This is a genomic window from Streptomyces sp. NPDC053493, from assembly GCF_044544825.1.
In the GTDB taxonomy this organism is placed as follows: domain Bacteria; phylum Actinomycetota; class Actinomycetes; order Streptomycetales; family Streptomycetaceae; genus Streptomyces.
Genome location: NZ_JBITXS010000001.1, coordinates 1,097,863 through 1,119,836, shown reverse-complemented (window position 1 = coordinate 1,119,836; position 21,974 = coordinate 1,097,863). Strand labels below are relative to the sequence as shown.

The following is a 21,974-nucleotide window of genomic DNA, read 5'->3' as shown; positions in this document are numbered from 1 at the left end:
ATGCAGTTCCTTCTCGCGTTGATCGTCGCCGGGCCGCTCGCCGGCGCCGCGCTCGCCCTCCTCCCGGCCCCGCCCGGGCTGAAGGGAAAGTCACCCGACCAGGCCGTGCTCCGCCACGGCGTCACCGTCACCGGCGTGATCCTGCTCGCCGCGATCGTCCTGGCGCTCGGCTTCGACCACGACCACCCGTCGACGATGCAGGCCACGACCGACGTCAGCTGGATCCACGCCTTGGACGTGCGCATCCACCTCGGTGTCGACGGCATCTCCCTCCCCCTTCTGCTCCTGACCGCGCTGCTGACCTTCCTCTGCGCGCTCCACAGCTACTTCAAGCCCCCCACGGGCCCGTCCCCCAAGGCCTTCGTCGCCCTGCTCCTCGTCCTCGAGTCCGGCACCCTGGCGACCTTCGCCGTCCTCGACCTCGTCCTGTTCTTCCTGGCCTTCGAGACGGTCCTCATCCCGATGTACTTCCTCGTCGCCCGCTGGGGCGGCGAGGGCAGGCAGGCCGCCGCCTGGAAGTTCATCCTCTACACGCTGCTCGGCTCCGTCGTGATGCTGCTCGGCCTCCTCCTCATCGGCCTCAAGGCGGGCACGTTCGACATGGTGGCACTCGCCACTGACAACGGCCGCGGCCTGACCACGTCGGTGCAGGTCATCGCCGTTCTCGCGATCGGTCTCGGGCTCGCCGTGAAGGCCCCGATGTGGCCGCTGCACAGCTGGCTCCCGGACGCCCACACCGCCGCGCCGACCGTCGGCTCCGTGCTCCTGGCCGGCGTGCTGCTGAAGATGGGCACGTACGGCTTCGTCCGCATCGTGCTGCCGATCGCGCCCGACGGCATGCGCACCTTCGCGCCGTACCTCGCCGCCTTCGCCGTCGCCGGGATCGTCTACGGATCGCTCGCCTGCCTCGCCCTCGCCAAGCCCGGCAACAAGGGCGACCTCAAGCGGCTGATCGCGTACAGCTCCGTCGGCCACATGGGCTTCGTGCTCCTCGGCATCGCCACCATGACGCCCACCGGCGTCAACGGCGCGCTCTTCGCCAACATCGCCCACGGCCTCATCACCGGCCTGCTCTTCTTCCTCGTCGGCGCGGTCAAGGACCGCTACGGCACCGCCGACCTGGACACCCTCGCCGGCGCCACCGGCGCGGCCCTCTACGGCCGCGCGCCGCGCCTCGGCGCGCTGCTCGCCTTCGCCGCCGTCGCCTCGCTGGGCCTGCCCGGCCTCGCCGGGTTCTGGGGCGAGATGCTCGCCCTGTTCGGCGCCTTCGACCCGGCCGCCGGGCTGAGCCGGCCGGCCTTCCTCACCTTCATGGCGATCGGCGCCTTCGGCACCCTCCTCACCGCCGCCTACCTCCTCGTCGTCGTCCGCCGCGTCTGCATGGGCGGCCCCCGCCCGGCCGACGCGACCGGCGCGACGGCCGGCGGGCCGGTCGGCGGGCCGGCCGCCGGGACCACCGGCGCGGCTCCCGGCGCCTCCGGCGCTCCCGGCGCCTCCGGCGTTCCCGGCGCGGCTCCCGGCCTGGCCTCCGCCGGCCCGGCGGTGATCGCCGACGTCCACGGCTTCGAGATCGCCGCCTGGGCCCCGCTCGTCGCCCTCACCGTCCTCGCCGGACTGTGGCCCGCGGTCCTCCTCGGCCTCACCGACCCGGTCGTCCAGCAGCTCCTCGCGGGAGGCACCCAGTGACCGCCACGGCAGCAGCCGCCAGCCTCGTCCAGTCCGTCGACTGGCTCGCGATCGCCCCGCCCACCCTCACCGCCGCGGTCGCGCTCGCCGTCCTCGTCGCCGACCTCTTCGTGCCCGAGGCGCGCAAGCAGCTCCTCGGCTGGACCTCGGTCGCCGGCCTGGCCGCCGCGCTCGCCCTGCTCGCACCGCTGCGCGACGGCGACCGCTCGACCTTCTGCCTCACCGCCGACACCCAGGTACGGGCCTGCAGCTACACCGCCGACCACTTCACCCTGGTCATCCAGTTCCTGGTGCTCGGCGGCGCGCTCGTCACCGCGCTGCTCTCGCTCGCCGACACCCGCGACAAGCTCCCGGCCGGCGAGTACTGGTTCCTGCTGCTGTCCTCGGCGGCCGGCGCCGCCCTGCTGCCCGCCTCCCGCGACCTCGCCACCCTCGTCGTCGCCCTCGAAGTGGCCTCGCTGCCCGCGTTCGCGCTGGTCGGCCTGCGCCGAGGCGACCGGATGTCCAGCGAGTCCGCGCTGAAGTTCTTCCTGTCGTCCGTCACCGCCACCGCCGTCACCCTGCTCGGCGTCAGCTTCGTCTACGCGGCGACCGGCACCCTGCACCTCACCGAGGTCGCCCAGCGCCTCGGCGACGTGCCCGACCAGCTCCAGGTCCTCGCCCAGGCGGGCGTCGCGCTCACCCTCGTCGGCTTCGCCTTCAAGACGGCCGCCGTGCCCTTCCACTTCTGGGTGCCCGACACCTACGTCGGCGCCCCGCTGCCCGTCGCCGCCTACCTCTCCGTCGTCGGCAAGGCCGTCGGCTTCACCGGCCTCATCCTGGTGACCGTCGTCGCCTTCCCCACCTACGCCGACGTGTGGGGCCCGGCGCTCGCCGTCCTCGCCGCGCTGACCATGACCGTCGGCAACGTGGCCGCCCTGCGCCAGGTCTCCACGCGCGCGTGGAGCGCGGTACGCCTCCTCGCCTGGTCCTCCGTCGCCCAGGCCGGCTACCTCCTGGTGCCGATCGCCGCCGCCGCGTACTCCGGCGACGACCAGATCGGCGCGACCGTCGCGTACGCCCTGATGTACGCCGTCGTGAACCTCGGCGCCTTCGCGGTCGTCACGCTCGCCGCCCGCACCCGCCCGGAGAACCGGCTCGCCGACTACCGCGGCCTGTACGCCTCCAGCCCGGTGACCGCCCTCGTGCTCGGCTTCTTCCTGCTGAACCTCGCCGGTCTGCCCCCGGGTATCATCGGCCTCTTCGCCAAGGTGACCGTCTTCTCGGCGGCCGTCGACGCCGGCCTCGGCTGGCTCGCCGTGATCATGGGCGTCAACGTCGTGATCGGCCTCTACTACTACCTGCGGTGGACGGCCCTTCTCTTCCGCGCGCCCGTGGGCGCGCCGGAGGCGGCCCCCACGCCGCAGCGGGCCGCGGCCCCGATCACCCTGGCCATCGCGCTGACCGCCGTCGCGGGCGTCGTGCTGTCGGGCTACCCGCAGTTCGCCCTCACCTTCGCGGCGACCAGCCTGTTCTGACCCCCCACACGCACGACACCAAGGAGCGCACCGCCGTGCTGAACGGTTTCAAGGACTTCATACTTCGCGGAAACGTCGTGACGATGGCCATCGGTCTGGCCGTCGGCTCGGCGTTCACCGCCGTGGTCACCGGCTTCAGCAAGGCGTTCATCACTCCGCTCATCGGCCTGGCCACCGGCTCGGTCGGCGACTTCAGCGAGGCGCAGTTCACCGTCGGCAAGACCGTCTTCCCGTACGGTCTGGCGATCGCGGCCGCCATAGCGTTCGTCATCACCGCCGCCGTCCTCTACTTCCTGATCGTCGTGCCCATGACGAAGATCCAGGCGCGGTTCGCCAAGGAGGAGGCCGCCGACCCGAAGTCGGAGAAGCGCGACTGCCCGCGCTGCTACGCCGAGATCCCGGCCATCGCCTCCCGCTGCGCCCACTGCACCAGCGAGGTCGAGCCGGTCGCCGACGCCCTGCTGAAGGCGGGCCTGGACCGGACTCCGGTGCCCGCCCAGCGCTAGGCCGCACCCTGGTCACGGGTGCCCTCACCCGTACGGCCCACACGGCACCCCGTGCGACCTGGGGAACCGGAACTTCCCGCCTGGCGTTGACCAGGAGGGGAGGGTCCACTGGAGGGTGGACTCCCATCGAGCAAAGGGTTCCCCTGCCGCACCACTTGGAGGGCGTACCGTGCACCGCCGGCACAACGGGCTGAGGACCGCCGTGCTCCTCGGAGGGCTCTCCGCCCTCATCATCGTCATCGGCAGCTTCTTCGGACGTACGGGTCTGATCGTCGCGCTCGTCGTGGCGCTCGCCACCAACGCGTACGCGTACTGGAACAGCGACAAGCTGGCGCTGCGCGCCATGCGCGCCCGGCCGGTGAGCGAGTTCGAGGCCCCGGCCCTCTACCGGATGGTCCGCGAGCTCTCCACCCAGGCCCGGCAGCCCATGCCACGGCTCTACATCTCGCCCACCCAGGCACCGAACGCCTTCGCCACCGGCCGCAACCCGCGCAACGCGGCCGTGTGCTGCACCGAGGGCATCCTCGCGATCCTCGACGAGCGCGAGCTGCGCGGCGTCATCGGCCACGAGCTGAGCCACGTCTACAACCGCGACATCCTGATCTCCTCGGTCGCCGGCGCCCTCGCCTCCGTGATCATGTTCCTGGTGAACTTCGCCTGGCTGATCCCGGTCGGCCGCTCCAGTGACGACGACGGCCCCGGCATCCTCGGCTACCTCCTGATCCTGATCCTCGGCCCGGTCGCCGCCTCGGTGATCCAGCTGGCCATCTCCCGCTCCCGCGAGTACGAGGCGGACGCCTCCGGCGCCCGGCTCACCGGCGACCCGCTCGCCCTCGCCGGCGCCCTGCGCAAGCTGGAGGCGGGCACCAAGCAGCTGCCGCTGCCGCCCGAGCCCAGGATCGAGACCGCCAGCCACATGATGATCGCCAACCCCTTCCGTCCCGGACAGGGGCTGTCGAAGATGTTCTCCACCCACCCGCCGATGGCCGAGCGCATCGCCCGGCTCGAGCAGATGGCAGGTCGACGCCCATGAAGACGGTCCTCAACATCATCTGGCTTGTCCTGTGCGGATTCTGGATGTTCCTCGGCTACATCCTCGCCGGCGTCCTGCTCTGCATCACGATCATCGGCATCCCCTTCGGGATCGCCGCCTTCCGCATCGGCCTCTACGCCCTGTGGCCCTTCGGGCAGACGGTCGTCGACCGGCGGGACGCGGGCGCGCCGTCCTGCGTCGGCAACGTGCTGTGGCTGGTCCTGGCCGGCTGGTGGCTGGCGCTCGGCCACATCACCACCGGCATCGCCCTCTGCCTGACGATCATCGGCATCCCGCTGGGCGTCGCCAACTTCAAGCTGATCCCGGTCTCGCTGCTCCCGCTCGGCAAGGAGATCGTCCCCTCCGACCAGGCGTACGGCGCGTACGGCTACCAGGTCCGCTAGCCACCGGCCCGCGGGGACGCCGACGGCCTCAGGGCACGGCCTCAGGGCACGACCTCAGGGCACGGCGTCAGGGCACGGCGTCAGGGCCGAGGGGGCGCGGGTCGTCCGCGGCTGACCGCGTACGCCACCACGCCGACCGCCAGCACACCGAGACCCGCGAGCACGGCCGCAGGCGGCAGCGCGAAGGCCAGCGCGCCGCAGCCGGCCAGCCCGAGGACCGCGAGCGGGCGCTCCCGCCGGCCCAGGGTCCAGGCGGAGGCGTTGGCGATGCCGTAATAGACGAGCACACCGAAGGACGAGAAGCCGATCGCGCCCCGCACGTCCGCCGTCGCCGCCACCACGGCCACCACCGCGCCCACCGCCAGCTCGGCCCGGTGCGGAACCCGGAAGCGCGGATGGACGACCGCGAGCGGCGCCGGCAGATAGCCGTCCCTGGCCATCGCGAGGGCCGTCCGCGACACGCCGAGGATCAGCGACAGCAGCGAACCGAGCGCCGCCACCGCCGCGCCCACCGTCACGAGCGGCACCAGCCAGTCGGCGTCCGCCGCCCGTGCCGCGTCCGCGAGCGGCGCCGTCGAGGCGGCCAGGGCCCGCGGCCCGAGCACGGCGAGCACGGTCACGGCGACCGCCGCGTAGACGACGAGCGCGATGCCGAGCGCGATCGGCACGGCCCGCGGAATGGTCCGCGCCGGGTCGCGCACCTCCTCGCCGAGCGTCGCGATCCGCGCGTAGCCGGCGAAGGCGAAGAACAGCAGCCCGGCCGCCTGCAGCACCCCGCCCGCCGGAAGGTCCGCGTCGAGCGACAGCCGGGCCGCCTGCCCGGCCCCGGCCGCGGTCACGACGACGGCCGCCAGGACGGCGAGGACGACCGCCACGATCACCCGGGTGAGCAGCGCCGACTTCTGCACACCGCCGTAGTTCACGGCGGTCAGCACGACGACCGCCGCGACCGCCACCGCGTGCGCCTGCTCCGGCCACAGATAGGCCCCGACGGTCAGCGCCATCGCCGTGCACGAGGCCGTCTTGCCGACCACGAACGCCCAGCCCGCCAGATGTCCCCAGAACGACCCGAGCCGCTCCCTGCCGTACACATAGGTGCCGCCGGAGGCCGGATACCGGGCGGCGAGCCGGGCCGAGGCCATCGCGTTGCAGTACGCGACCACGGCGGCGACACCGAGCGCCGGCAGCAGTCCCGGTCCCGCGGCTTCGGCGGCGGGGCCGAGCGCCGCGAAGATCCCGGCGCCGACCATCGAGCCGAGCCCGATGACGACGGCGTCGAACACCCCGAGCGAGCGGCGCAGTCCCTGTGTCATGTGCCGCACATTAAGGGGTGCGGCAACCGGGCGGGACCGGCGGGCGTCCTCCCAGGCATGAGCATCATCGGATGGATCGTTCTCGGCCTGCTCGCCGGTGTCATCGCGAAGATCCTGCTGCCGGGCCGCGACCCGGGCGGCCTGATCGGCACGACGCTGATCGGCGTCGTCGGCGCCTTCCTCGGCGGCTGGCTGTCGGCCCGCTTCCTGGACCGCCCGATCACGGCGGACTTCTACGACGGCGCCACCTGGCTGTCGGCGATCGGCGGCTCCCTGGTGCTGCTGATCGGCTACCGCATCCTTTTCGGCCACTCGCGAGAGCGCTGAAGCTAGCTCCGAGTCCGACCGGGGCCCGCGCCGAGACCGGTCTCGCGCAGGGTGATGTTGAGCCGGCCCGTGAGCCCGAGGGCGGGCTCCGCCGTGCCCGCGTACACCTTCGGCACACCGTGGTACGCGAAGCGCGACGCCCCGCCGAAGACGAACAGGTCACCGGACGCCAACTCGACGTCCGTCCAGGGCCGTCCGCGGTTCTCGGTGTTCCCGAGCCGGAACACACAGGTGTCGCCCAGGCTCAACGACACCACGGGCGTGGCGGACCGCTCCTCCTTGTCCTGGTGCATGCCCATCCGGGCGCCGTCCGCGTAGAAGTTGACGAGCGCGGTGTCCGGCGCGAAGCCGCCGTGCGACCCGTACGCCTCGACCAGCGCCTCCCGCGCCAAATCGGCCAGCCAGCCAGGCAGTTCGAGGGTGCCGGGCACATAGCGGTAGGGCTCCCAGCGCATGCCCAGGCACAGGGTCCGCACCGACATCACGCCGCCGCCCGGCAGCCTCGTGTGCCGGTACGACTCCGGGCCGCGCCCGAACTCACGGCAGGCCGCCACCAGTTCCCGCTGCCGCTCGAACGGCAGCCAGCCGGGCACGTGCACCGCGCCCGGCGCCGGCTCCGACCGCTCGCGCGGGAACAGGCCCGGGCTCACACCAGGGCGCCTTCGAGCCCGAGCAGCCGCTCCTTGCGGTCGAGGCCGGCCGCGTAGCCGCGCAGCGACCCGTCGGCCCCGATCACCCGGTGACAGGGCCGCACCACGAGCAGCGGATTGCGCCCGATCGCGGTGCCCACGGCCCGTACACCGGCACCGGAGGAGCCGACCCGCCGGGCGATTTCGCCGTACGAGACGGTCGTCCCGTACGGGATCTCCTCCAGGACCGCCCACACGCGCCGCTGAAACTCGGTCCCGCCCGGCGCGTACGGGATGTCGAACCGGTCCCGGCGTCCCGCGAAGTACTCGGCGAGCTGCCCGCCGATCTCCTCGAACGCCGCCGGGTCACGGACCCATCCGTCCCGGACCGCCACGGCCCCCTTCTGCCCCGGCAGCGACAGCGAGGCGAGCACCGTCCGGCCGCCCTCGGCGACCTGCCCCACCAGGAGCATCTCGCCCAAGGGGCCGTCGGCGTGCGCGTACACGGTGGTCATGGCTGGATCCTTTCCCCGCACCGTCTGTCGTCGTCCTCCAGTGTGCGAGGCCGCCCGCCACCCGGGCTGGCGGTTTTCGGACGCCGAATCCGGGACTCAGCGGTAGTTCACGAACTGCAGGGCGAAGTCGAAGTCCTTGCCCTTGAGCAGCGCGATCACGGCCTGCAGGTCGTCCCGGCTCTTCGAGCTGACCCGCAGCTCGTCGCCCTGCACCTGCGCCTTGACGCCCTTCGGGCCCTCGTCGCGGATGACCTTGGAGACCTTCTTCGCGTTGTCCTGGGAGATGCCCTCCTGGATGGACGCGAACAGCTTGTACTCCTTGCCGGACAGCTGCGGCTCGCCCTCCACGTCCAGCGACTTCAGCGAGATGCCCCGCTTGATCAGCTTGGACTGGAAGATGTCGAGGATCGCCTTGACCCGCTCCTCGCCGTTCGCCTGCATCAGGATCTTCTCGCCCGACCAGGTGATCGAGGCGTTGGTGCCCTTGAAGTCGTAGCGCTGCGTGATCTCCTTCGCCGCCTGGTTGAGGGCGTTGTCGACCTCCTGCCGCTCGACCTTGGAGACGATGTCGAAACTGGAGTCGGCCATGAGGTGAGGCTCCTTGCTCGGATGCGTTCGGGTACAGCACAAAGCGTAGCCACCCGCACCGCCGCCGACCCGTGATCAATCCGGTGGCGAAGCACCCCTGGGGATCAGGTATTGTTTACGTCGTTGCCAGGGAGCACCGCCGAAAAGCGGCTCCGGGGCAGCGATCCCATGGCGGTGTGCCCGAGTGGCCAATGGGAGCGGACTGTAAATCCGTCGGCTTAGCCTACCCAGGTTCGAATCCTGGCGCCGCCACGCGATGCAGAAGGTCCCCGGTGTTCGCACCGGGGACCTTCTCGCATGTCCGGGCCGGATGAACGCCCGGGGCGGCGGGGTCAGTTGCCCGCGATGTCCTTCACCGCGACCGTGACCGGGGTCGAGCCCGAGATCAGTTCGAGCGTCAGGCCGGCCGTCGCCGGGGTGTCGAGGAGTTCGGCGAGGACCGCGGCCACGTCGTCGCGCGGGACCGGGCCGCGGCCGGTGCGGGCCTCCAGGCGGACCAGGCCGGTGCCGGCGTCGTCGGTGAGCATGCCCGGGCGCAGGATCGTCCAGTCCAGGCCCGGGCGGGACCGGACGTCGTCGTCCGCGGCGCCCTTGGCGCGCTGGTAGACGTCGAAGACCTCCTCGCCCTGGTGCCCGGCGTCGGCGCCCATCGACGAGACGACGAGGAAGCGCCGTACGCCCGCCCGCTCGGCCGCGTCCGCGAGGAGCACCGCCGCCGCCCGGTCCACCGTGTCCTTGCGGTCCGCGCCGCTGCCCGGGCCCGCGCCCGCCGCGAAGACGGCCGCGTCCGCGCCCTCCAGGGCCGCCGCCACCTCCCCGACCGAGGCCGACTCCAGGTCGAGGACGACCGCCTCGGCGCCGGCCGCCCGCAGATCCGCCTCCTGGTCGGGGCGGCGGATGATCCCCACCGGTTGGTGTCCGCCCGCGGCGAGCAGCCGCTCCAGTCGCAGGGCGATCTTTCCGTGTCCTCCAGCGATGACTACGCGCATACTCACGACCGTACGGCTCCGGGCCCGCCCGGGCCCGTCGAATCCGGCCGCTCCGGGCGTGTCTGCCGCGGCAGGTCCAGGGCCGCCGCCGAGTCGCAGTACTCCCGCACCGCGCTCGTCCGGGCCACCACCCGCCCGCGGTGCACCACGATCCGGCTGTACGCGAGGGAGAGCACGCCCGCGAGCCGCTCGCCCCGCACCGCCAGCAGCTCCGCCGGGAAGCCCGCCTCCACCCGCACCTCCGCGAGGCCCATCGCCGCCCGCGCCGCCGCGCTCACCGCCCCGTACGCCTCGCCGGCCGGCAGCCCGCCCAGCGACGCCAGCAGATAGGCCGCCTCCAGCGGGTCGCCCCGGCCCACCGGGTTCGACATGTCCCGCAGCGCCCCGCTGCCCGCCGCCACCCGCACCCCGGCGGCCCGCAGCAGCCGCACCGGCGCCGTGCCGCGCAGCTCGGTGGCCCCGCAGCCGCCCTGCGGCAGGCAGACCACCGTCACACCAGCCGCCGCCAGCTGGTCCGCCGCCCGCCGGGCCTGTTCGGCGGGCAGCCGGCCGAGGCCCGCGCAGGGCCCGATCGTCACCCCGGGCCGCAGTCCCCCGGCCATCGCCGCGAGCCGGGCGAGCCGCGCCGGGTCGTCCCCGTCGGTGTGCAGGTCCACCGGGCAGCCGTGCTCGGCGGCGAGCTCCAGGACCGCCTCCACGTACCCGGCCGGATCCGGGTCCAGGTCCGGGCAGCCGCCCACCACCCCGGCGCCCATCTTCAGCGCGTCCCGCAGCATCGCGAGCCCGTCGGCGCCGGCCATGCCCGTCAGCAGCCGCGGCACCGCCACCGCCGTCAGGTCCGCCAGCCCGCGCAGCGAGCGCCGCGCCTGCAGCACGGCCTCCAGAGGACCGAGGCCGTGCACGTCGCCGATCCGCACCTGCGCGCGCAGCGCCGTCGCACCGTGCCCGAGCTGCAGCAGCGCGGCCTCGGTGGCCCGCCGCTGGACCTCCTCCGTGGTGTACGGCACGGGGCCGGGCGCGTCGGCGGTGAGCGCGGTGTCGGCGTGCGCGTGCGGCTCGGCGGGCGCCGGCAGCAGCAGATAGCCGGCCAGGTCGACCCGGGCCGCGCCGCCGGCGGCCAGGCTGCCGGCCGTGCCCACCGCCTCGATCCGGCCACCGCCGAGCCGTACGTCGACGGTCCGCCCGTCGGTGAGCCGCGCGTTCGAGAGCAGCAGCGACGCGGCGTCGGCGGCGGTGGCCGCGCCCCGGTCGTCGGGCGGTGGCTGGGGCTGCATGCTGTCGGCAGACATCGGGCTCGCTCCTCACGGCTCCAGGCTCACGGCTCGCCAAGACCAAGATCACGCAGGGTGGCCCCCGAGCCTAGGGGCGCCCGCACCCGCCTTCGAGGAGGAGCGCAATAGTCGTACTGATGAGGGCACGAGTGGCCTACGAGAGGGATGGGGAAGCCACCGTGCGCGGGGCCCGGGAAACGGATTTGGGTGATGGGCGGAGGACCGTGTAATGTCTTCCTCGCTCGCCCCAATAGCTCAGTCGGCAGAGCGTCTCCATGGTAAGGAGAAGGTCTACGGTTCGATTCCGTATTGGGGCTCTGGTGTGAAGGACCCGCCTTCGGGCGGGATCCAGATCATCAAAGCGGTGTAGCTCAGTCGGTAGAGCAAGCGGCTCATAATCGCTGTGTCACCGGTTCAAGTCCGGTCACCGCTACACACAGTAGCCGATTGTGGGGTCGGTCCTGCGATCGGCTACTCTTTCATGCGTTCATCCGTCCATCCGTCCGTCAAGGAGCACTCACGTGGCTGCCACCGACGTCCGCCCGAAGATCACGCTGGCCTGCGTGGAGTGCAAGGAGCGGAACTACATCACCAAGAAGAACCGGCGCAACAACCCGGACCGTCTTGAGATGAAGAAGCACTGCCCTCGCTGCAACTCGCACACCGCGCACCGCGAGACGCGCTAAACAGGCTCGTACACGAGGCCGTCCCCAGCCGGGGACGGCCTCGCGTCGTTTGTCAGGCAACATTTCCAGGAGGTTTCGAGGCGATGGCTCTCGACCAGTCCTTCGTGGGCCGGACCTATCCGCCCACCGCACCGTACGAGGTCGGCCGCGAGAAGATCCGCGAGTTCGCCGAGGCGATCGGGGACGCCAATCCCGCCTACACCGACCAGGAGGCGGCGAAGGCCCTCGGTCACCCCGACGTCGTCGCCCCGCCGACCTTCGTCTTCGCGATCACCTTCAAGGCCGCCGGCCAGGTCATCGAGGACCCGCAGCTCGGCCTGGACTACAGCCGGGTCGTGCACGGCGACCAGAAGTTCGCCTACACCCGCCCGGTGCGCGCCGGTGACCGCCTCTCCGTGACCAGCACCATCGAGGCCGTCAAGTCCCTCGCCGGCAACGACATCCTGGACATCCGCGGCGAGGTCCACGACGAGACCGGCGAGCACGTCGTGACCGCCTGGACCAAGCTCGTGTCCCGCGCGCCCGAGGAGGCCTGACCGTGACCGCGAAGATCGCTTACGACGAGGTCGAGGTCGGCACCGAGCTGCCCGCGCAGACCTTCCCGGTGACCCGCGCCACGCTGGTGCGCTACGCCGGCGCCTCCGGTGACTTCAACCCGATCCACTGGAACGAGAAGTTCGCCAAGGAGGTCGGCCTGCCCGACGTCATCGCCCACGGCATGTTCACCATGGCCGAGGCGGTCCGCGTCGTGACGGACTGGGCCGGCGACCCGGCCGCCGTCGTCGAGTACGGCGTCCGCTTCACCAAGCCGGTCGTCGTCCCGAACGACGACCAGGGCGCCGTGATCGAGGTCTCGGCGAAGGTGGCCGCGAAGCTGGACGACGGACGCGTCCGGGTGGACCTGACGGCGACGAGCGCCGGGCAGAAGGTCCTGGGCATGAGCCGGGCCGTGGTCAAGCTCGCCTGAGCCGTTGCATGTGGCCCCCGGTGTCCGACGGCGCCGGGGGCCTCGCCGTTTCAGCAGTGCAACAAACCGTCCATCGAAAACAACGTCCCCGTACTCTTGTGCCCGTGCACGTACTCCACGACGCCCCTCTCGCGCCCCTGACCACCTTCCGGCTCGGCGGGCCCGCCGCCCGGCTCGTCACCGCCACCACGGACGACGAGGTGGTCGCCGCGGTCCGCGAGGCGGACGCGTCCGGGACGCCGCTGCTCGTCATCGGCGGCGGTTCCAACCTGGTCATCGGCGACAAGGGCTTCGACGGCACCGCGCTGCACATCGCCACCCGCGGCTTCTCGCTCGACGGGACCCGGCTGGAGCTGGCCGCGGGCGAGGTCTGGACGGACGCCGTCGCGCGGACCGTCGAGGCCGGGCTCGCCGGTGTCGAGTGCCTGGCCGGCATTCCCGGCTCCGCGGGCGCCACGCCCATCCAGAACGTCGGCGCCTACGGCCAGGACGTGTCGGCCACGATCACCGAGGTCGTCGCCTACGACCGCCGGGCCGAGGAGACGGTGACGCTCACGAACGCCGCGTGCGCCTTCTCGTACCGGCACAGCCTCTTCAAGGACCAGCCCGACCGTTACGTCGTGCTGCGGGTCCGCTTCGAGCTGGAGGACGCCGGCGGGATGTCGGCGCCGATCGCGTACCCGGAGACGGCGCGGGCCCTCGGCGTCGAGGCCGGCGACCGGGTGCCGCTGGCGCTCGCCCGGGAGACCGTGCTGGGGCTGCGGGCCGGCAAGGGCATGGTCCTGGACCCGGAGGACCACGACACGTGGTCGGCGGGCTCGTTCTTCACCAACCCGATCCTCACGGCGGCGCAGTACGAGACCTTCCGCGCGCGGGTGGCCGAGCGCCTCGGCGACGGCGTCACCCCGCCCGCCTACCCGGCGGGCGAGGACGGCGCGGTCAAGACGTCCGCGGCCTGGCTGATCGACAAGGCGGGCTTCACGAAGGGTTACGGCTCCGGGCCGGCCCGGATCTCGACCAAGCACACCCTCGCCCTCACCAACCGCGGCGAGGCGACGACCGAGGACCTGCTGGCCCTGGCCCGCGAGGTGGTCGCCGGCGTGCGGGAGGCCTTCGGGATCACCCTCGTCAACGAGCCCGTGACGGTCGGCGTCGCGATCTAGGCCGCCTCTTCCGGCTCCAGCCGGGCTCCCGGCGCCTCAGTAGGCGACGCCGACGCCCTGCTTCACCGTCGCCGGGTCGTCGATCATCGCCAGCATCGCGTGCGCCACGTCGGCGCGCGCGAGGGAGCGGCCGCGGGGCGGATTGCCGCCGACCACGCGGCGGTAGCGGCCGGTGACCGGCTTGTTCGTCAGCTTGGGCGGGCGGACGGAGGTCCAGTCGGTCGCGCTCGCGGCGAGTTCGGCCTCCATCTCGCGCAGGTCGGCGTAGACGTCCTTGAGCAGCGAGCTGATGATCGCGAGCATCGCCTTGTCGGCGACGCCGTGCCCGTCGGGGACCGGGCCGAGCGGCGCGGCGCTGACGACGAGCAGACGGCGGGTGCCGGCCTCGTCCATGGCGTGCAGGACCGAGCGGGTCAGCCGGGCCGCGACTCCGGCGTCGGCGCGGCTGCGGGCGCCCAGGCCGGACAGGACGGCATGCCGGCCGGCCACGGCCTCGCCCAGGGAATCCGGGTCGGACAGGTCGGAGCGGAAGACGTCGAGGCGGGGACCCGTGACGGTGAACCGGGCCGGGTCGCGGACCACGGCCGTCACCTCGTGGCCGGCGTCGAGGGCCTGGCGGACGATCTCCTGGCCGATGCCGCCGGTCGCGCCGAAAACGGTGAGCTTCATGTCGCACCTCTCAGGGTGGGTAAGTGTTCACTCACCTCTAGAGTGGGTGGGTACTCACTCACCCGTCAAGCGTTATCGGGAGTCCCCGTGGACCAGAAGCCGACCCGGACCCGGATCATCGACGCCGCCCGCGACCTGATGCGTAACGCCGGCCTGGCCCGTACGACCACCAAGGAGATCGCCAAGGCGGCCGGCTGCTCGGAGGCCGCGCTCTACAAGTACTTCCCGAGCAAGGAAGAGCTCTTCGTCACCGTCCTGAACGAACGGCTGCCCAAGCTGGGCGACCTCCTCGGCACCCTCGCCGTCGACCCGCAGGGACGCGCGGTCGAGGAGAACCTCGTCGAGATCGCCCGCCGCGCCGCCCTCTTCTACGAGCAGACCTTCCCGATGGCGGCCTCCCTCTACGCCGAACCCCAGCTCAAGGCCCGCCACGAGGAGATCATGCGCGAACTCGGCGCCGGCCCGCACAAGCCCATCGAGGGCCTCGCCGGCTACCTGCGCGCCGAACAGGCGCACGGCCGGATCTCCGCCGACGCCGACCCGCAGGCCGCCGCGGCGCTGCTCCTGGGCGCCTGCGCCCAGCGCGCCTTCGCCTACGAGATGACGCCGGACCGCAGGCCGCCGCAGCCCCTCGACGACTTCGCCCGCTCGATCGCCCGCACGCTGATGGCCGGTATCGGCTAGCGGGTCGGCGGGTCAGCGGTCAGCGGGTCAGTGGGCGGCGGCCGCCGGCGCCGCCAGCCAGTCGTCGATCCCCGACAGCAGCTTGCGGCGGACGTCCTCCGGGGCCGCGGAGCCACGCACGGACTGACGGGCCAGATCGGCGAGCTCCGGGTCCGTGAAGGCGTGGTGCTCCCGGGCGATCTCGTACTGGGCTGCGAGGCGGGAGCCGAAGAGCAGCGGGTCGTCGGCGCCCAGGGCCATCGGCACGCCCGCGTCGAAGAGGGTGCGCAGCGGGACGTCCTCGGGCTTCTCGTACACGCCGAGCGCCACGTTGGACGCCGGGCACACCTCGCAGGTCACCCCGCGCTCCGCGAGCTTGCGCAGCAGCCGCGGGTCCTCCGCCGCCCGTACGCCGTGCCCGACGCGGGCCGCCCGCAGGTCGTCCAGGCAGTCCCGTACGGAGGCGGGCCCGGTCAGCTCGCCGCCGTGCGGGGCCGCGAGCAGGCCGCCCTCGCGGGCGATCGCGAAGGCCCGGTCGAAGTCACGGGCCATGCCGCGCCGCTCGTCGTTGGAGAGACCGAAGCCGACCACGCCCCGGTCCGCGTACCGCACCGCGAGCCGGGCCAGCGTGCGCGCCTCCAGCGGGTGCTTCATCCGGTTCGCGGCCACCAGCACCCGCATCCCGAGCCCGGTCTCCCGCGCGGCCGCGTCGACCGCGTCCAGGATGATCTCCATGGCCGGGATCAGACCGCCGAGCAGCGGCGCGTACGAGGTCGGGTCGACCTGGATCTCCAGCCAGCCGGAGCCGTCCCTGACGTCCTCCTGGGCCGCCTCGCGCACCAGCCGCTGGATGTCCTCGGGCTCGCGCAGGCAGGAGCGGGCGATGTCGTACAGCCGCTGGAAGCGGAACCAGCCGCGCTCATCCGTGGCCCGCAGCTTCGGCGGCGTGCCGCTCTTCAGCGCGTCGGGAAGGTGCACGCCGTACTTGTCGGCCAGCTCGAGCAGGGTGGTGGGCCGCATCGAACCGGTGAAGTGCAGGTGCAGATGGGCCTTGGGCAGTGCGGCGAGATCGCGGTAAACGTGCTCCATTGGCTGATCCTGCCGCACCCGAATGGACGAATACAGTCCGTTTCCCTGATCTTTCCTCGATCGGGACCTTGCCCGAACGCAAGAACGGGCCCCTGGTCCCGGAAGCTCCGGAAGGACCAGGGGCCCGCCGTAACCCACTCACGGTGAGTACGTCGTCAGTCGCGCGCCTCGGCGAGGAGCTTCTGGATCCGGGACACGCCCTCCACCAGGTCCTCGTCACCCAGCGCGTACGACAGGCGCAGGTAACCCGGCGTGCCGAAGGCCTCGCCCGGGACGACCGCGACCTCGGCCTCGTCCAGGATCAGCGCGGCCAGCTCGACCGAGTTCTGCGGGCGCTTGCCGCGGATCTCCTTGCCGAGCAGCGCCTTCACCGACGGGTACACGTAGAACGCGCCCTCCGGCGTCGGGCACAGCACGCCCTCGATCTCGTTGAGCATCCGCACGATGGTCTGGCGGCGCCGGTCGAAGGCGCGCCCCATCTCCTTGACCGCCTCCAGGTCGCCGGACACGGCGGCCAGCGCGGCCACCTGCGCCACGTTGCTCACGTTCGACGTGGCGTGCGACTGCAGGTTGGTCGCGGCCTTCACCACGTCCTTCGGGCCGATGATCCAGCCCACGCGCCAGCCGGTCATCGCGTACGTCTTGGCGACACCGTTGACGACGATGCACTTGTCGCGCAGCTCCGGCATGACCGCCGGCAGGGACGCCGCCGTGGCGCTGCCGTAGACCAGGTGCTCGTAGATCTCGTCGGTCAGCACCCACAGGCCGTGCTCGACGGCCCAGCGGCCGATCGCCTCGGTCTCGGCCTCGCTGTAGACGGCGCCGGTCGGGTTCGACGGGGAGACGAAGAGGACGACCTTGGTCTTCTCCGTGCGCGCGGCCTCCAGCTGCTCCACCGAGACCCGGTAGCCGGTCGTCTCGTCCGCCACGACCTCCACCGGGACACCGCCGGCGAGACGGATCGACTCCGGGTAGGTGGTCCAGTACGGGGCCGGGACGATGACCTCGTCGCCCGGGTCCAGGATGGCGGCGAACGCCTCGTAGATGGCCTGCTTGCCGCCGTTGGTCACGAGGACCTGGGACGCGTCGACCTCGTAACCGGAGTCGCGCAGCGTCTTCGCGGCGATCGCGGCCTTGAGCTCGGGCAGGCCGCCGGCCGGGGTGTAGCGGTGGTACTTCGGGTTCTTGCAGGCCTCGACGGCCGCCTCGACGATGTAGTCCGGCGTCGGGAAGTCGGGCTCACCCGCGCCGAAACCGATGACCGGGCGCCCGGCGGCCTTGAGGGCCTTGGCCTTGGCGTCGACGGCGAGGGTGGCGGACTCGGAGATCGCACCGATCCGGGCGGAGACCCGGCGCTCGGTGGGAGGGGTAGCAGCGCTCATGCGGCCCATCGTCCCAGACCCCGTCCGGGCCCGGCACGCAGGTTTCACGGAGCGGACAGGATCGGTCTTACCTGGTCGTAACCGGTGTCGGGCAGCCGGTCGCCAGGTGTCCTCGGGTCGTCCTCGGGCCGTCCTCGGGCGGTTCTGCGGCGGTTCCGCGGTGGTCTTCGGGACGTCTTGCGGCGTTTCCCGCACGGGTCCTTGGCAGGTCGGAGCCTTTCCTGTTCGACGTGGGGGCCCATGACCACGTACACTCACTGCTCGTTGGCCCGCACCGACCACATCTCACGATGCGGTAGGTTGGTGGCCACGAAGGGTCGTAGCTCAATTGGTAGAGCACCGGTCTCCAAAACCGGCGGTTGGGGGTTCAAGTCCCTCCGGCCCTGCTACACACACCGCCAGGTTGTGTGCGCATGTACGTACTTCATTGCACCGCCGTGCGGCTCCACCCCGGGCGCGGCACGGCCACGACCCGGAATCAGGTGAGAGATCGTGACGGACGCCGTAGGCTCCATCGACATGCCTGATGCCGACGACGCCGCTCCGGAATCGAAGAAGAAGAACCGGAAGGGCGGCAAGCGCGGAAAGAAGGGCCCTCTGGGCCGTCTCGCGCTCTTCTACCGCCAGGTCATCGCGGAACTCCGCAAGGTCGTCTGGCCCACGCGCAGCCAGCTGACGACGTACACCACCGTGGTGATTGTCTTCGTTGTCATCATGATCGGCCTCGTGACCGTGATTGACTATGGCTTCCAGGAAGCAGTCAAGTACGTCTTCGGCTGACTTTTTGTTCCACCCCATCTGTATCGCAGGAAGAAGCAGCCACCGTGTCTGACGCGAACCTGAACGACGCCTTCGAGTCCGAGTCCGTCGAGGACGAGCTCGACATCGTCGAGGCGGCCGACGAGGACCAGGCCGAGGCTGCGGACGTCGAGACCGACGAGGTCGAGGCCGACGACGTCGAGGCCGCCGAGGCCGAGGTCGAGGAGACCGAGGACGAGGCCGCCGAGGACCACGACACCGAGGTCGCCGACGTCGAGGCCGCCGAGGAAGAGGCCGAGGAAGCGGAAGAGGCCGAGCCCGCCGCTCCGGTCGACCCCGTCGCCGCCCTCCGTGACGAGCTGCGCGGCCTGCCCGGCGAGTGGTACGTGATCCACACCTACGCGGGCTACGAGAAGCGCGTGAAGGCCAACCTGGAGCAGCGCGCAGTCTCGCTGAACGTCGAGGACTTCATCTACCAGGCCGAGGTCCCCGAGGAAGAGATCGTCCAGATCAAGAACGGCGAGCGCAAGAACGTCCGGCAGAACAAGCTGCCCGGTTACGTGCTCGTCCGCATGGACCTGACGAACGAGTCCTGGGGTGTCGTCCGCAACACGCCCGGCGTCACCGGCTTCGTCGGCAACGCCTACGACCCGTACCCGCTGACCCTGGACGAGATCGTCAAGATGCTCGCCCCGGAGGCCGAGGAGAAGGCCGCCCGCGAGGCCGCCGAGGCCGAGGGCAAGCCGGCTCCGGCCCGCAAGGTCGAGGTGCAGGTCCTGGACTTCGAGGTCGGCGACTCGGTCACCGTCACCGACGGTCCCTTCGCGACCCTCCAGGCGACGATCAACGAGATCAACGCCGACTCGAAGAAGGTCAAGGGCCTCGTCGAGATCTTCGGTCGCGAGACCCCGGTCGAGCTCAGCTTCGACCAGATCCAGAAGAACTGACGCACCAGGTTTCCGGACAGGTCAGAGGGGCTGCTACAGCCGCTCTGACCTGCTCGGTTTTTGGCCGCGCAGCTATACCCGTTATCGTTGTGCGGTATGCCTCCATCCGGATGACCGGATGGATCGGCTGAAAACTCTCACTAGGACCCGGAGAGAGCTATGCCTCCCAAGAAGAAGAAGGTCACGGGGCTTATCAAGCTCCAGATCAACGCCGGTGCGGCGAACCCGGCCCCGCCGGTCGGCCCCGCGCTCGGTCAGCACGGCGTCAACATCATGGAGTTCTGCAAGGCCTACAACGCCGCGACCGAGTCGCAGCGCGGTTGGGTCATCCCGGTGGAGATCACGGTCTACGAGGACCGTTCCTTCACCTTCATCACCAAGACTCCGCCGGCCGCCAAGATGATCCTCAAGGCCGCGGGCGTGGAGAAGGGCTCCGGCGAGCCGCACAAGACCAAGGTCGCCAAGATCACCGAGGCGCAGGTCCGCGAGATCGCCACCACCAAGATGCCCGACCTCAACGCCAACGACCTGGACGCCGCCGCGAAGATCATCGCCGGCACCGCCCGTTCCATGGGCATCACGGTCGAGGGCTGATCACCCCCGTAGTCCTTCTGTGGTAGGGCCAGCGCCGGCCCGCACCACGACTCCAAACCTGAAACAACAGGAGCAGATGTGAAGCGCAGCAAGTCCCTCCGGGCTGCCGACGCCAAGATCGACCGGGAGAAGCTTTACGCCCCGCTCGAGGCCGTGCGTCTGGCCAAGGAGACCTCCACCACCAAGTTCGACGGCACCGTCGAGGTGGCCTTCCGCCTGGGCGTCGACCCGCGCAAGGCCGACCAGATGGTCCGTGGCACCGTGAACCTTCCGCACGGCACCGGTAAGACCGCCCGGGTCCTGGTCTTCGCGACCGGTGACCGTGCCGAGGCCGCGATCGCCGCGGGCGCCGACATCGTCGGCTCCGACGAGCTCATCGACGAGATCTCCAAGGGCAACCGCCTGAACGAGTTCGACGCCGTGGTGGCCACCCCGGACCTCATGGGCAAGGTCGGCCGCCTCGGCCGCGTCCTCGGCCCGCGTGGTCTCATGCCGAACCCGAAGACCGGCACCGTCACCCCCGATGTCGCCAAGGCTGTCAACGACATCAAGGGCGGCAAGATCGAGTTCCGCGTCGACAAGCACTCGAACCTGCACTTCATCATCGGCAAGGTGTCCTTCGACGACACCAAGCTGGTGGAGAACTACGGCGCCGCGCTGGAGGAGATCCTCCGTCTGAAGCCGTCCGCCGCCAAGGGCCGCTACATCAAGAAGGCCGCCATCACCACCACGATGGGCCCCGGCATTCCGGTCGACCCGAACCGCACCCGTAACCTCCTCGTCGAGGAGGACCCGGCCGCGGTCTGAGCCCTTCCGGCTCGGGAGCCCGTCAGGGCTCCAGCGTCCTGAAACCGCCCCCCACGCCTCTTCGTCAGGCGTGGGGGGCGGTTTATTTCGTGACGCCGCTGTCGGTGCCCTGGGATACGGTGCCGGGGGCGGTTTCGAACAGAAGAGCACGAGGGGTGGGACTCATGAGCATGTCCGGATGGAAGCGGGCGGGTGTCGCGCTGACCGTGGCGGCCGTGGTCGGCGGTGTGGCCGGCTGTGACGGCGGCGACGCCAAGAAGGCCGCGGAGGCACCGGCCAAGGCGGTCTCGGACGGCCTCGGAGACGTCACGAAGGCCCTCACGGCCGCCTTCGAGAAGACCTCGGCCGCCAAGTCGGTGAAGGTCAGCATGACCATCGAGATGACCGGCGCGGGCGCCCAGTCCGGCACCACGACGCTCAGCGGCGTGCAGTCCTGGGACCCGGCCGCGATGGACGTCACCATGGGCGGTCCGATGCTCGGCGGCGCCGGCGGCGCCGGTGCGGGCAACAAGGCCGGCCTGCCCGGCAAGATCCGCATGGTCATGCTGGACAAGGTCATGTACATGGACATGGGCGACAAGCTGGCGTCCGAGTTCGACGGCAAGCACTGGATGAAGATGGACCTCGGCGCCATGGCGAAGATGTCCGGCGATCCCGCGCTCGGCAGCCAGGCGGACAAGAGCCTGGACAACATGAACCAGGACCCGGCACAGCAGCTCGCCCTCCTGCTGAAGTCGCCGAACCTGAAGCACGTCGGCGCCGAGAAGATCGGCGGCACCGACGCCGAGCACTACAAGGGCACGCTGACCTTCGAGGACATGCTCAAGTCCAACAAGGCCTACGACGACGCCGTCCCGGAGAAGGACCGCAAGGCGCTCCTCGACAACGTCCGCAAGGCCGGCATCAAGGGCTACGACACGGAGATCTGGGTCAACTCCGACGGCTACCCGGTCCGGATGCTGCTCGGCATGAAGATGCCCATGGGCTCCATGAAGATGACCGCGAACTACACGGACTACGGCACGAAGGTCGCCGTCCAGGCGCCGCCGGCCAAGGACACGCTCGACTTCGCGCAGCTGATGAAGGACCTCGGCGCGGGCGCGCCGGCCTCCGGCGGCGCCGGCACCGCCGGAGCCACCGCCGGCTCCGCGGGCCTCTAAGAGGGAGAGCGGGGGCGTCCAGGGCCTTTTCAGGGCCCTGGGCGCCCCTCGCAGGGCCTCGTGGAGCCCGTTCCGGGGCCGATTTGCCCCTGGCCGTCACCGTCACGTACGCTTCACCAGAAGCCAAAGACCGCTGGTCGTCGCTGCGCCCGTCAGGGTGCGGAGGCCGAAGGATTCGCTGAGAGATGCGAACGACCCGCGCAGGTGACAGTGGAAGAGTTCCCGGATCCTCGTGAACCGGTCGAGCTGAGCCCCGTGCGCCTGCGCCCGGGGCGTTTTGTTTTGTTCAGCCCCTTCCGCGCGGTCCCAT

General features: G+C 71.3%; 25 protein-coding genes and 4 tRNA genes. 20 read left to right on the top strand and 9 right to left on the bottom strand.

Annotated features, from left to right (window positions below):
• The 5 genes from ACIGO8_RS05135 to ACIGO8_RS05115 all read left to right on the top strand — a co-directional run bounded on the left by ACIGO8_RS05135 (window position 1) and on the right by ACIGO8_RS05115 (window position 5,146).
• The gene (locus tag ACIGO8_RS05135; RefSeq protein ID WP_399724337.1) at window positions 1–1,686 is read left to right on the top strand and encodes a NuoM family protein; all 1,686 of its coding nucleotides are present in this window, start codon (window positions 1–3) and stop codon (window positions 1,684–1,686) included.
• On the top strand, window positions 1,683–3,203 hold the full coding sequence (locus ACIGO8_RS05130; RefSeq protein ID WP_399723886.1) for an NADH-quinone oxidoreductase subunit N: 1,521 nt from the start codon (window positions 1,683–1,685) through the stop codon (window positions 3,201–3,203). Before ACIGO8_RS05135 ends, ACIGO8_RS05130 begins: the two co-directional genes overlap by 4 nt.
• Window positions 3,204–3,238: 35 nt before the next feature.
• Window positions 3,239–3,709: a large conductance mechanosensitive channel protein MscL gene (mscL, locus tag ACIGO8_RS05125; RefSeq protein WP_399723883.1), complete on the top strand. Its 471-nt coding sequence runs from the start codon at window positions 3,239–3,241 to the stop codon at window positions 3,707–3,709.
• A gap of 169 nt (window positions 3,710–3,878) precedes the next feature.
• Window positions 3,879–4,742, top strand: coding sequence for a zinc metalloprotease HtpX (gene htpX / locus ACIGO8_RS05120; protein WP_399723879.1), 864 nt, complete (start codon window positions 3,879–3,881; stop codon window positions 4,740–4,742).
• Window positions 4,739–5,146, top strand: coding sequence for a YccF domain-containing protein (locus tag ACIGO8_RS05115; RefSeq protein ID WP_399723877.1), 408 nt, complete (start codon window positions 4,739–4,741; stop codon window positions 5,144–5,146). The genes htpX and ACIGO8_RS05115 overlap by 4 nt, the downstream gene beginning before the upstream one ends.
• 80 nt (window positions 5,147–5,226) lie before the next feature.
• Here the strand turns inward: ACIGO8_RS05115 and ACIGO8_RS05110 are convergent, their stop codons facing one another.
• Window positions 5,227–6,459, bottom strand: a complete 1,233-nt coding sequence (locus ACIGO8_RS05110; protein WP_399723874.1) for an APC family permease — start codon at window positions 6,457–6,459, stop codon at window positions 5,227–5,229.
• A gap of 57 nt (window positions 6,460–6,516) precedes the next feature.
• On the opposite strand from ACIGO8_RS05110, the gene ACIGO8_RS05105 reads away from it, so the two are divergent.
• Entirely contained in the window at window positions 6,517–6,786 is a 270-nt protein-coding gene (locus tag ACIGO8_RS05105) for a GlsB/YeaQ/YmgE family stress response membrane protein (protein WP_399723871.1), read from the top strand.
• Between the two features lie 2 nt (window positions 6,787–6,788).
• Here ACIGO8_RS05105 and ACIGO8_RS05100 read toward each other — a convergent pair whose 3' ends face one another.
• From ACIGO8_RS05100 to ACIGO8_RS05090, 3 genes are all read right to left on the bottom strand, one after another.
• Window positions 6,789–7,436 (bottom strand): alpha-ketoglutarate-dependent dioxygenase AlkB family protein, encoded by a 648-nt coding sequence (locus ACIGO8_RS05100; RefSeq protein WP_399723868.1) that lies wholly within the window; start codon window positions 7,434–7,436, stop codon window positions 6,789–6,791.
• Window positions 7,433–7,930: a methylated-DNA--[protein]-cysteine S-methyltransferase gene (locus ACIGO8_RS05095; protein ID WP_399723865.1), complete on the bottom strand. Its 498-nt coding sequence runs from the start codon at window positions 7,928–7,930 to the stop codon at window positions 7,433–7,435. The genes ACIGO8_RS05100 and ACIGO8_RS05095 overlap by 4 nt, the downstream gene beginning before the upstream one ends.
• Window positions 7,931–8,026: 96 nt before the next feature.
• Entirely contained in the window at window positions 8,027–8,518 is a 492-nt protein-coding gene (locus tag ACIGO8_RS05090; RefSeq protein WP_399723862.1) for a YajQ family cyclic di-GMP-binding protein, read from the bottom strand.
• Between the two features lie 170 nt (window positions 8,519–8,688).
• Between ACIGO8_RS05090 and ACIGO8_RS05085 the strand changes: the two genes are divergently transcribed.
• Window positions 8,689–8,770, top strand: a tRNA-Tyr gene (locus ACIGO8_RS05085).
• 80 nt (window positions 8,771–8,850) lie between these two features.
• Here ACIGO8_RS05085 and ACIGO8_RS05080 read toward each other — a convergent pair.
• Window positions 8,851–9,507, bottom strand: coding sequence for an NAD(P)H-binding protein (locus tag ACIGO8_RS05080; RefSeq protein ID WP_399723860.1), 657 nt, complete (start codon window positions 9,505–9,507; stop codon window positions 8,851–8,853).
• A 2-nt stretch (window positions 9,508–9,509) separates the two neighbouring features.
• Window positions 9,510–10,796, bottom strand: coding sequence for an amidohydrolase family protein (locus tag ACIGO8_RS05075; protein WP_399723857.1), 1,287 nt, complete (start codon window positions 10,794–10,796; stop codon window positions 9,510–9,512).
• Between the two features lie 226 nt (window positions 10,797–11,022).
• Here ACIGO8_RS05075 and ACIGO8_RS05070 point away from each other — a divergent pair.
• The 6 genes from ACIGO8_RS05070 to ACIGO8_RS05045 all read left to right on the top strand — a co-directional run bounded on the left by ACIGO8_RS05070 (window position 11,023) and on the right by ACIGO8_RS05045 (window position 13,594).
• Window positions 11,023–11,095 (top strand) — tRNA-Thr (locus tag ACIGO8_RS05070).
• A gap of 43 nt (window positions 11,096–11,138) precedes the next feature.
• Window positions 11,139–11,211, top strand: a tRNA-Met gene (locus ACIGO8_RS05065).
• A gap of 88 nt (window positions 11,212–11,299) precedes the next feature.
• Complete coding sequence (gene rpmG, locus ACIGO8_RS05060) at window positions 11,300–11,464, top strand: 50S ribosomal protein L33 (RefSeq protein WP_003956487.1); 165 nt, start codon at window positions 11,300–11,302, stop codon at window positions 11,462–11,464.
• Window positions 11,465–11,547: 83 nt separating this feature from the next.
• Window positions 11,548–12,000, top strand: a complete 453-nt coding sequence (locus tag ACIGO8_RS05055) for a MaoC family dehydratase N-terminal domain-containing protein (protein WP_399723855.1) — start codon at window positions 11,548–11,550, stop codon at window positions 11,998–12,000.
• Between the two features lie 2 nt (window positions 12,001–12,002).
• Window positions 12,003–12,431, top strand: a complete 429-nt coding sequence (locus tag ACIGO8_RS05050) for a MaoC family dehydratase (protein ID WP_399723852.1) — start codon at window positions 12,003–12,005, stop codon at window positions 12,429–12,431.
• Between the two features lie 56 nt (window positions 12,432–12,487).
• Window positions 12,488–13,594: a UDP-N-acetylmuramate dehydrogenase gene (locus ACIGO8_RS05045; protein WP_399723849.1), complete on the top strand. Its 1,107-nt coding sequence runs from the start codon at window positions 12,488–12,490 to the stop codon at window positions 13,592–13,594.
• A 36-nt stretch (window positions 13,595–13,630) separates the two neighbouring features.
• Here ACIGO8_RS05045 and ACIGO8_RS05040 read toward each other — a convergent pair whose 3' ends face one another.
• Entirely contained in the window at window positions 13,631–14,263 is a 633-nt protein-coding gene (locus ACIGO8_RS05040) for an NAD(P)-dependent oxidoreductase (protein WP_399723846.1), read from the bottom strand.
• 87 nt (window positions 14,264–14,350) lie between these two features.
• On the opposite strand from ACIGO8_RS05040, the gene ACIGO8_RS05035 reads away from it, so the two are divergent.
• Window positions 14,351–14,947, top strand: a complete 597-nt coding sequence (locus ACIGO8_RS05035) for a TetR/AcrR family transcriptional regulator (protein WP_399723844.1) — start codon at window positions 14,351–14,353, stop codon at window positions 14,945–14,947.
• 27 nt (window positions 14,948–14,974) lie between these two features.
• On the opposite strand, the gene ACIGO8_RS05030 is transcribed toward ACIGO8_RS05035, so the two are convergent.
• Both ACIGO8_RS05030 and ACIGO8_RS05025 read right to left on the bottom strand, forming a co-directional pair.
• Window positions 14,975–16,015 (bottom strand): adenosine deaminase, encoded by a 1,041-nt coding sequence (locus tag ACIGO8_RS05030; RefSeq protein ID WP_399723841.1) that lies wholly within the window; start codon window positions 16,013–16,015, stop codon window positions 14,975–14,977.
• 155 nt (window positions 16,016–16,170) lie between these two features.
• Window positions 16,171–17,397 carry a pyridoxal phosphate-dependent aminotransferase gene (locus tag ACIGO8_RS05025; RefSeq protein WP_399723838.1) on the bottom strand — a complete coding sequence of 409 codons (1,227 nt, stop codon included), beginning with the start codon at window positions 17,395–17,397 and terminating at the stop codon, window positions 16,171–16,173.
• Between the two features lie 313 nt (window positions 17,398–17,710).
• Between ACIGO8_RS05025 and ACIGO8_RS05020 the strand changes: the two genes are divergently transcribed.
• The 6 genes from ACIGO8_RS05020 to ACIGO8_RS04995 all read left to right on the top strand — a co-directional run bounded on the left by ACIGO8_RS05020 (window position 17,711) and on the right by ACIGO8_RS04995 (window position 21,664).
• Window positions 17,711–17,783 (top strand) — tRNA-Trp (locus ACIGO8_RS05020).
• Between the two features lie 106 nt (window positions 17,784–17,889).
• Complete coding sequence (gene secE, locus ACIGO8_RS05015; RefSeq protein ID WP_399723835.1) at window positions 17,890–18,177, top strand: preprotein translocase subunit SecE; 288 nt, start codon at window positions 17,890–17,892, stop codon at window positions 18,175–18,177.
• A gap of 44 nt (window positions 18,178–18,221) precedes the next feature.
• Window positions 18,222–19,103, top strand: coding sequence for a transcription termination/antitermination protein NusG (gene nusG / locus ACIGO8_RS05010; protein ID WP_399723833.1), 882 nt, complete (start codon window positions 18,222–18,224; stop codon window positions 19,101–19,103).
• 159 nt (window positions 19,104–19,262) lie between these two features.
• Window positions 19,263–19,697 (top strand): 50S ribosomal protein L11, encoded by a 435-nt coding sequence (gene rplK / locus ACIGO8_RS05005; RefSeq protein ID WP_128980827.1) that lies wholly within the window; start codon window positions 19,263–19,265, stop codon window positions 19,695–19,697.
• 78 nt (window positions 19,698–19,775) lie between these two features.
• Window positions 19,776–20,504, top strand: a complete 729-nt coding sequence (rplA, locus tag ACIGO8_RS05000) for a 50S ribosomal protein L1 (protein ID WP_399723829.1) — start codon at window positions 19,776–19,778, stop codon at window positions 20,502–20,504.
• Between the two features lie 164 nt (window positions 20,505–20,668).
• On the top strand, window positions 20,669–21,664 hold the full coding sequence (locus ACIGO8_RS04995; protein ID WP_399723826.1) for a hypothetical protein: 996 nt from the start codon (window positions 20,669–20,671) through the stop codon (window positions 21,662–21,664).
• Window positions 21,665–21,974 lie beyond the last annotated feature (310 nt).

Excerpts from the sequence above, each read along its gene's own strand:
- ACIGO8_RS05135 (WP_399724337.1), top strand. The coding sequence starts at position 1 with ATGCAGTTCCTTCTCGCGTTGATCGTCGCCGGGCCGCTCGCCGGCGCC.
- ACIGO8_RS05115 (WP_399723877.1), top strand. The coding sequence starts at position 4,739 with ATGAAGACGGTCCTCAACATCATCTGGCTTGTCCTGTGCGGATTCTGG.
- ACIGO8_RS05110 (WP_399723874.1), bottom strand. The coding sequence starts at position 6,459 with ATGACACAGGGACTGCGCCGCTCGCTCGGGGTGTTCGACGCCGTCGTC.
- ACIGO8_RS05105 (WP_399723871.1), top strand. The coding sequence starts at position 6,517 with ATGAGCATCATCGGATGGATCGTTCTCGGCCTGCTCGCCGGTGTCATC.
- ACIGO8_RS05095 (WP_399723865.1), bottom strand. The coding sequence starts at position 7,930 with ATGACCACCGTGTACGCGCACGCCGACGGCCCCTTGGGCGAGATGCTC.
- ACIGO8_RS05090 (WP_399723862.1), bottom strand. The coding sequence starts at position 8,518 with ATGGCCGACTCCAGTTTCGACATCGTCTCCAAGGTCGAGCGGCAGGAG.
- ACIGO8_RS05080 (WP_399723860.1), bottom strand. The coding sequence starts at position 9,507 with ATGCGCGTAGTCATCGCTGGAGGACACGGAAAGATCGCCCTGCGACTG.
- ACIGO8_RS05075 (WP_399723857.1), bottom strand. The coding sequence starts at position 10,796 with ATGTCTGCCGACAGCATGCAGCCCCAGCCACCGCCCGACGACCGGGGC.
- ACIGO8_RS05055 (WP_399723855.1), top strand. The coding sequence starts at position 11,548 with ATGGCTCTCGACCAGTCCTTCGTGGGCCGGACCTATCCGCCCACCGCA.
- ACIGO8_RS05040 (WP_399723846.1), bottom strand. The coding sequence starts at position 14,263 with ATGAAGCTCACCGTTTTCGGCGCGACCGGCGGCATCGGCCAGGAGATC.
- ACIGO8_RS05030 (WP_399723841.1), bottom strand. The coding sequence starts at position 16,015 with ATGGAGCACGTTTACCGCGATCTCGCCGCACTGCCCAAGGCCCATCTG.
- ACIGO8_RS05025 (WP_399723838.1), bottom strand. The coding sequence starts at position 17,397 with ATGAGCGCTGCTACCCCTCCCACCGAGCGCCGGGTCTCCGCCCGGATC.
- rplK (WP_128980827.1), top strand. The coding sequence starts at position 19,263 with ATGCCTCCCAAGAAGAAGAAGGTCACGGGGCTTATCAAGCTCCAGATC.
- ACIGO8_RS04995 (WP_399723826.1), top strand. The coding sequence starts at position 20,669 with ATGAGCATGTCCGGATGGAAGCGGGCGGGTGTCGCGCTGACCGTGGCG.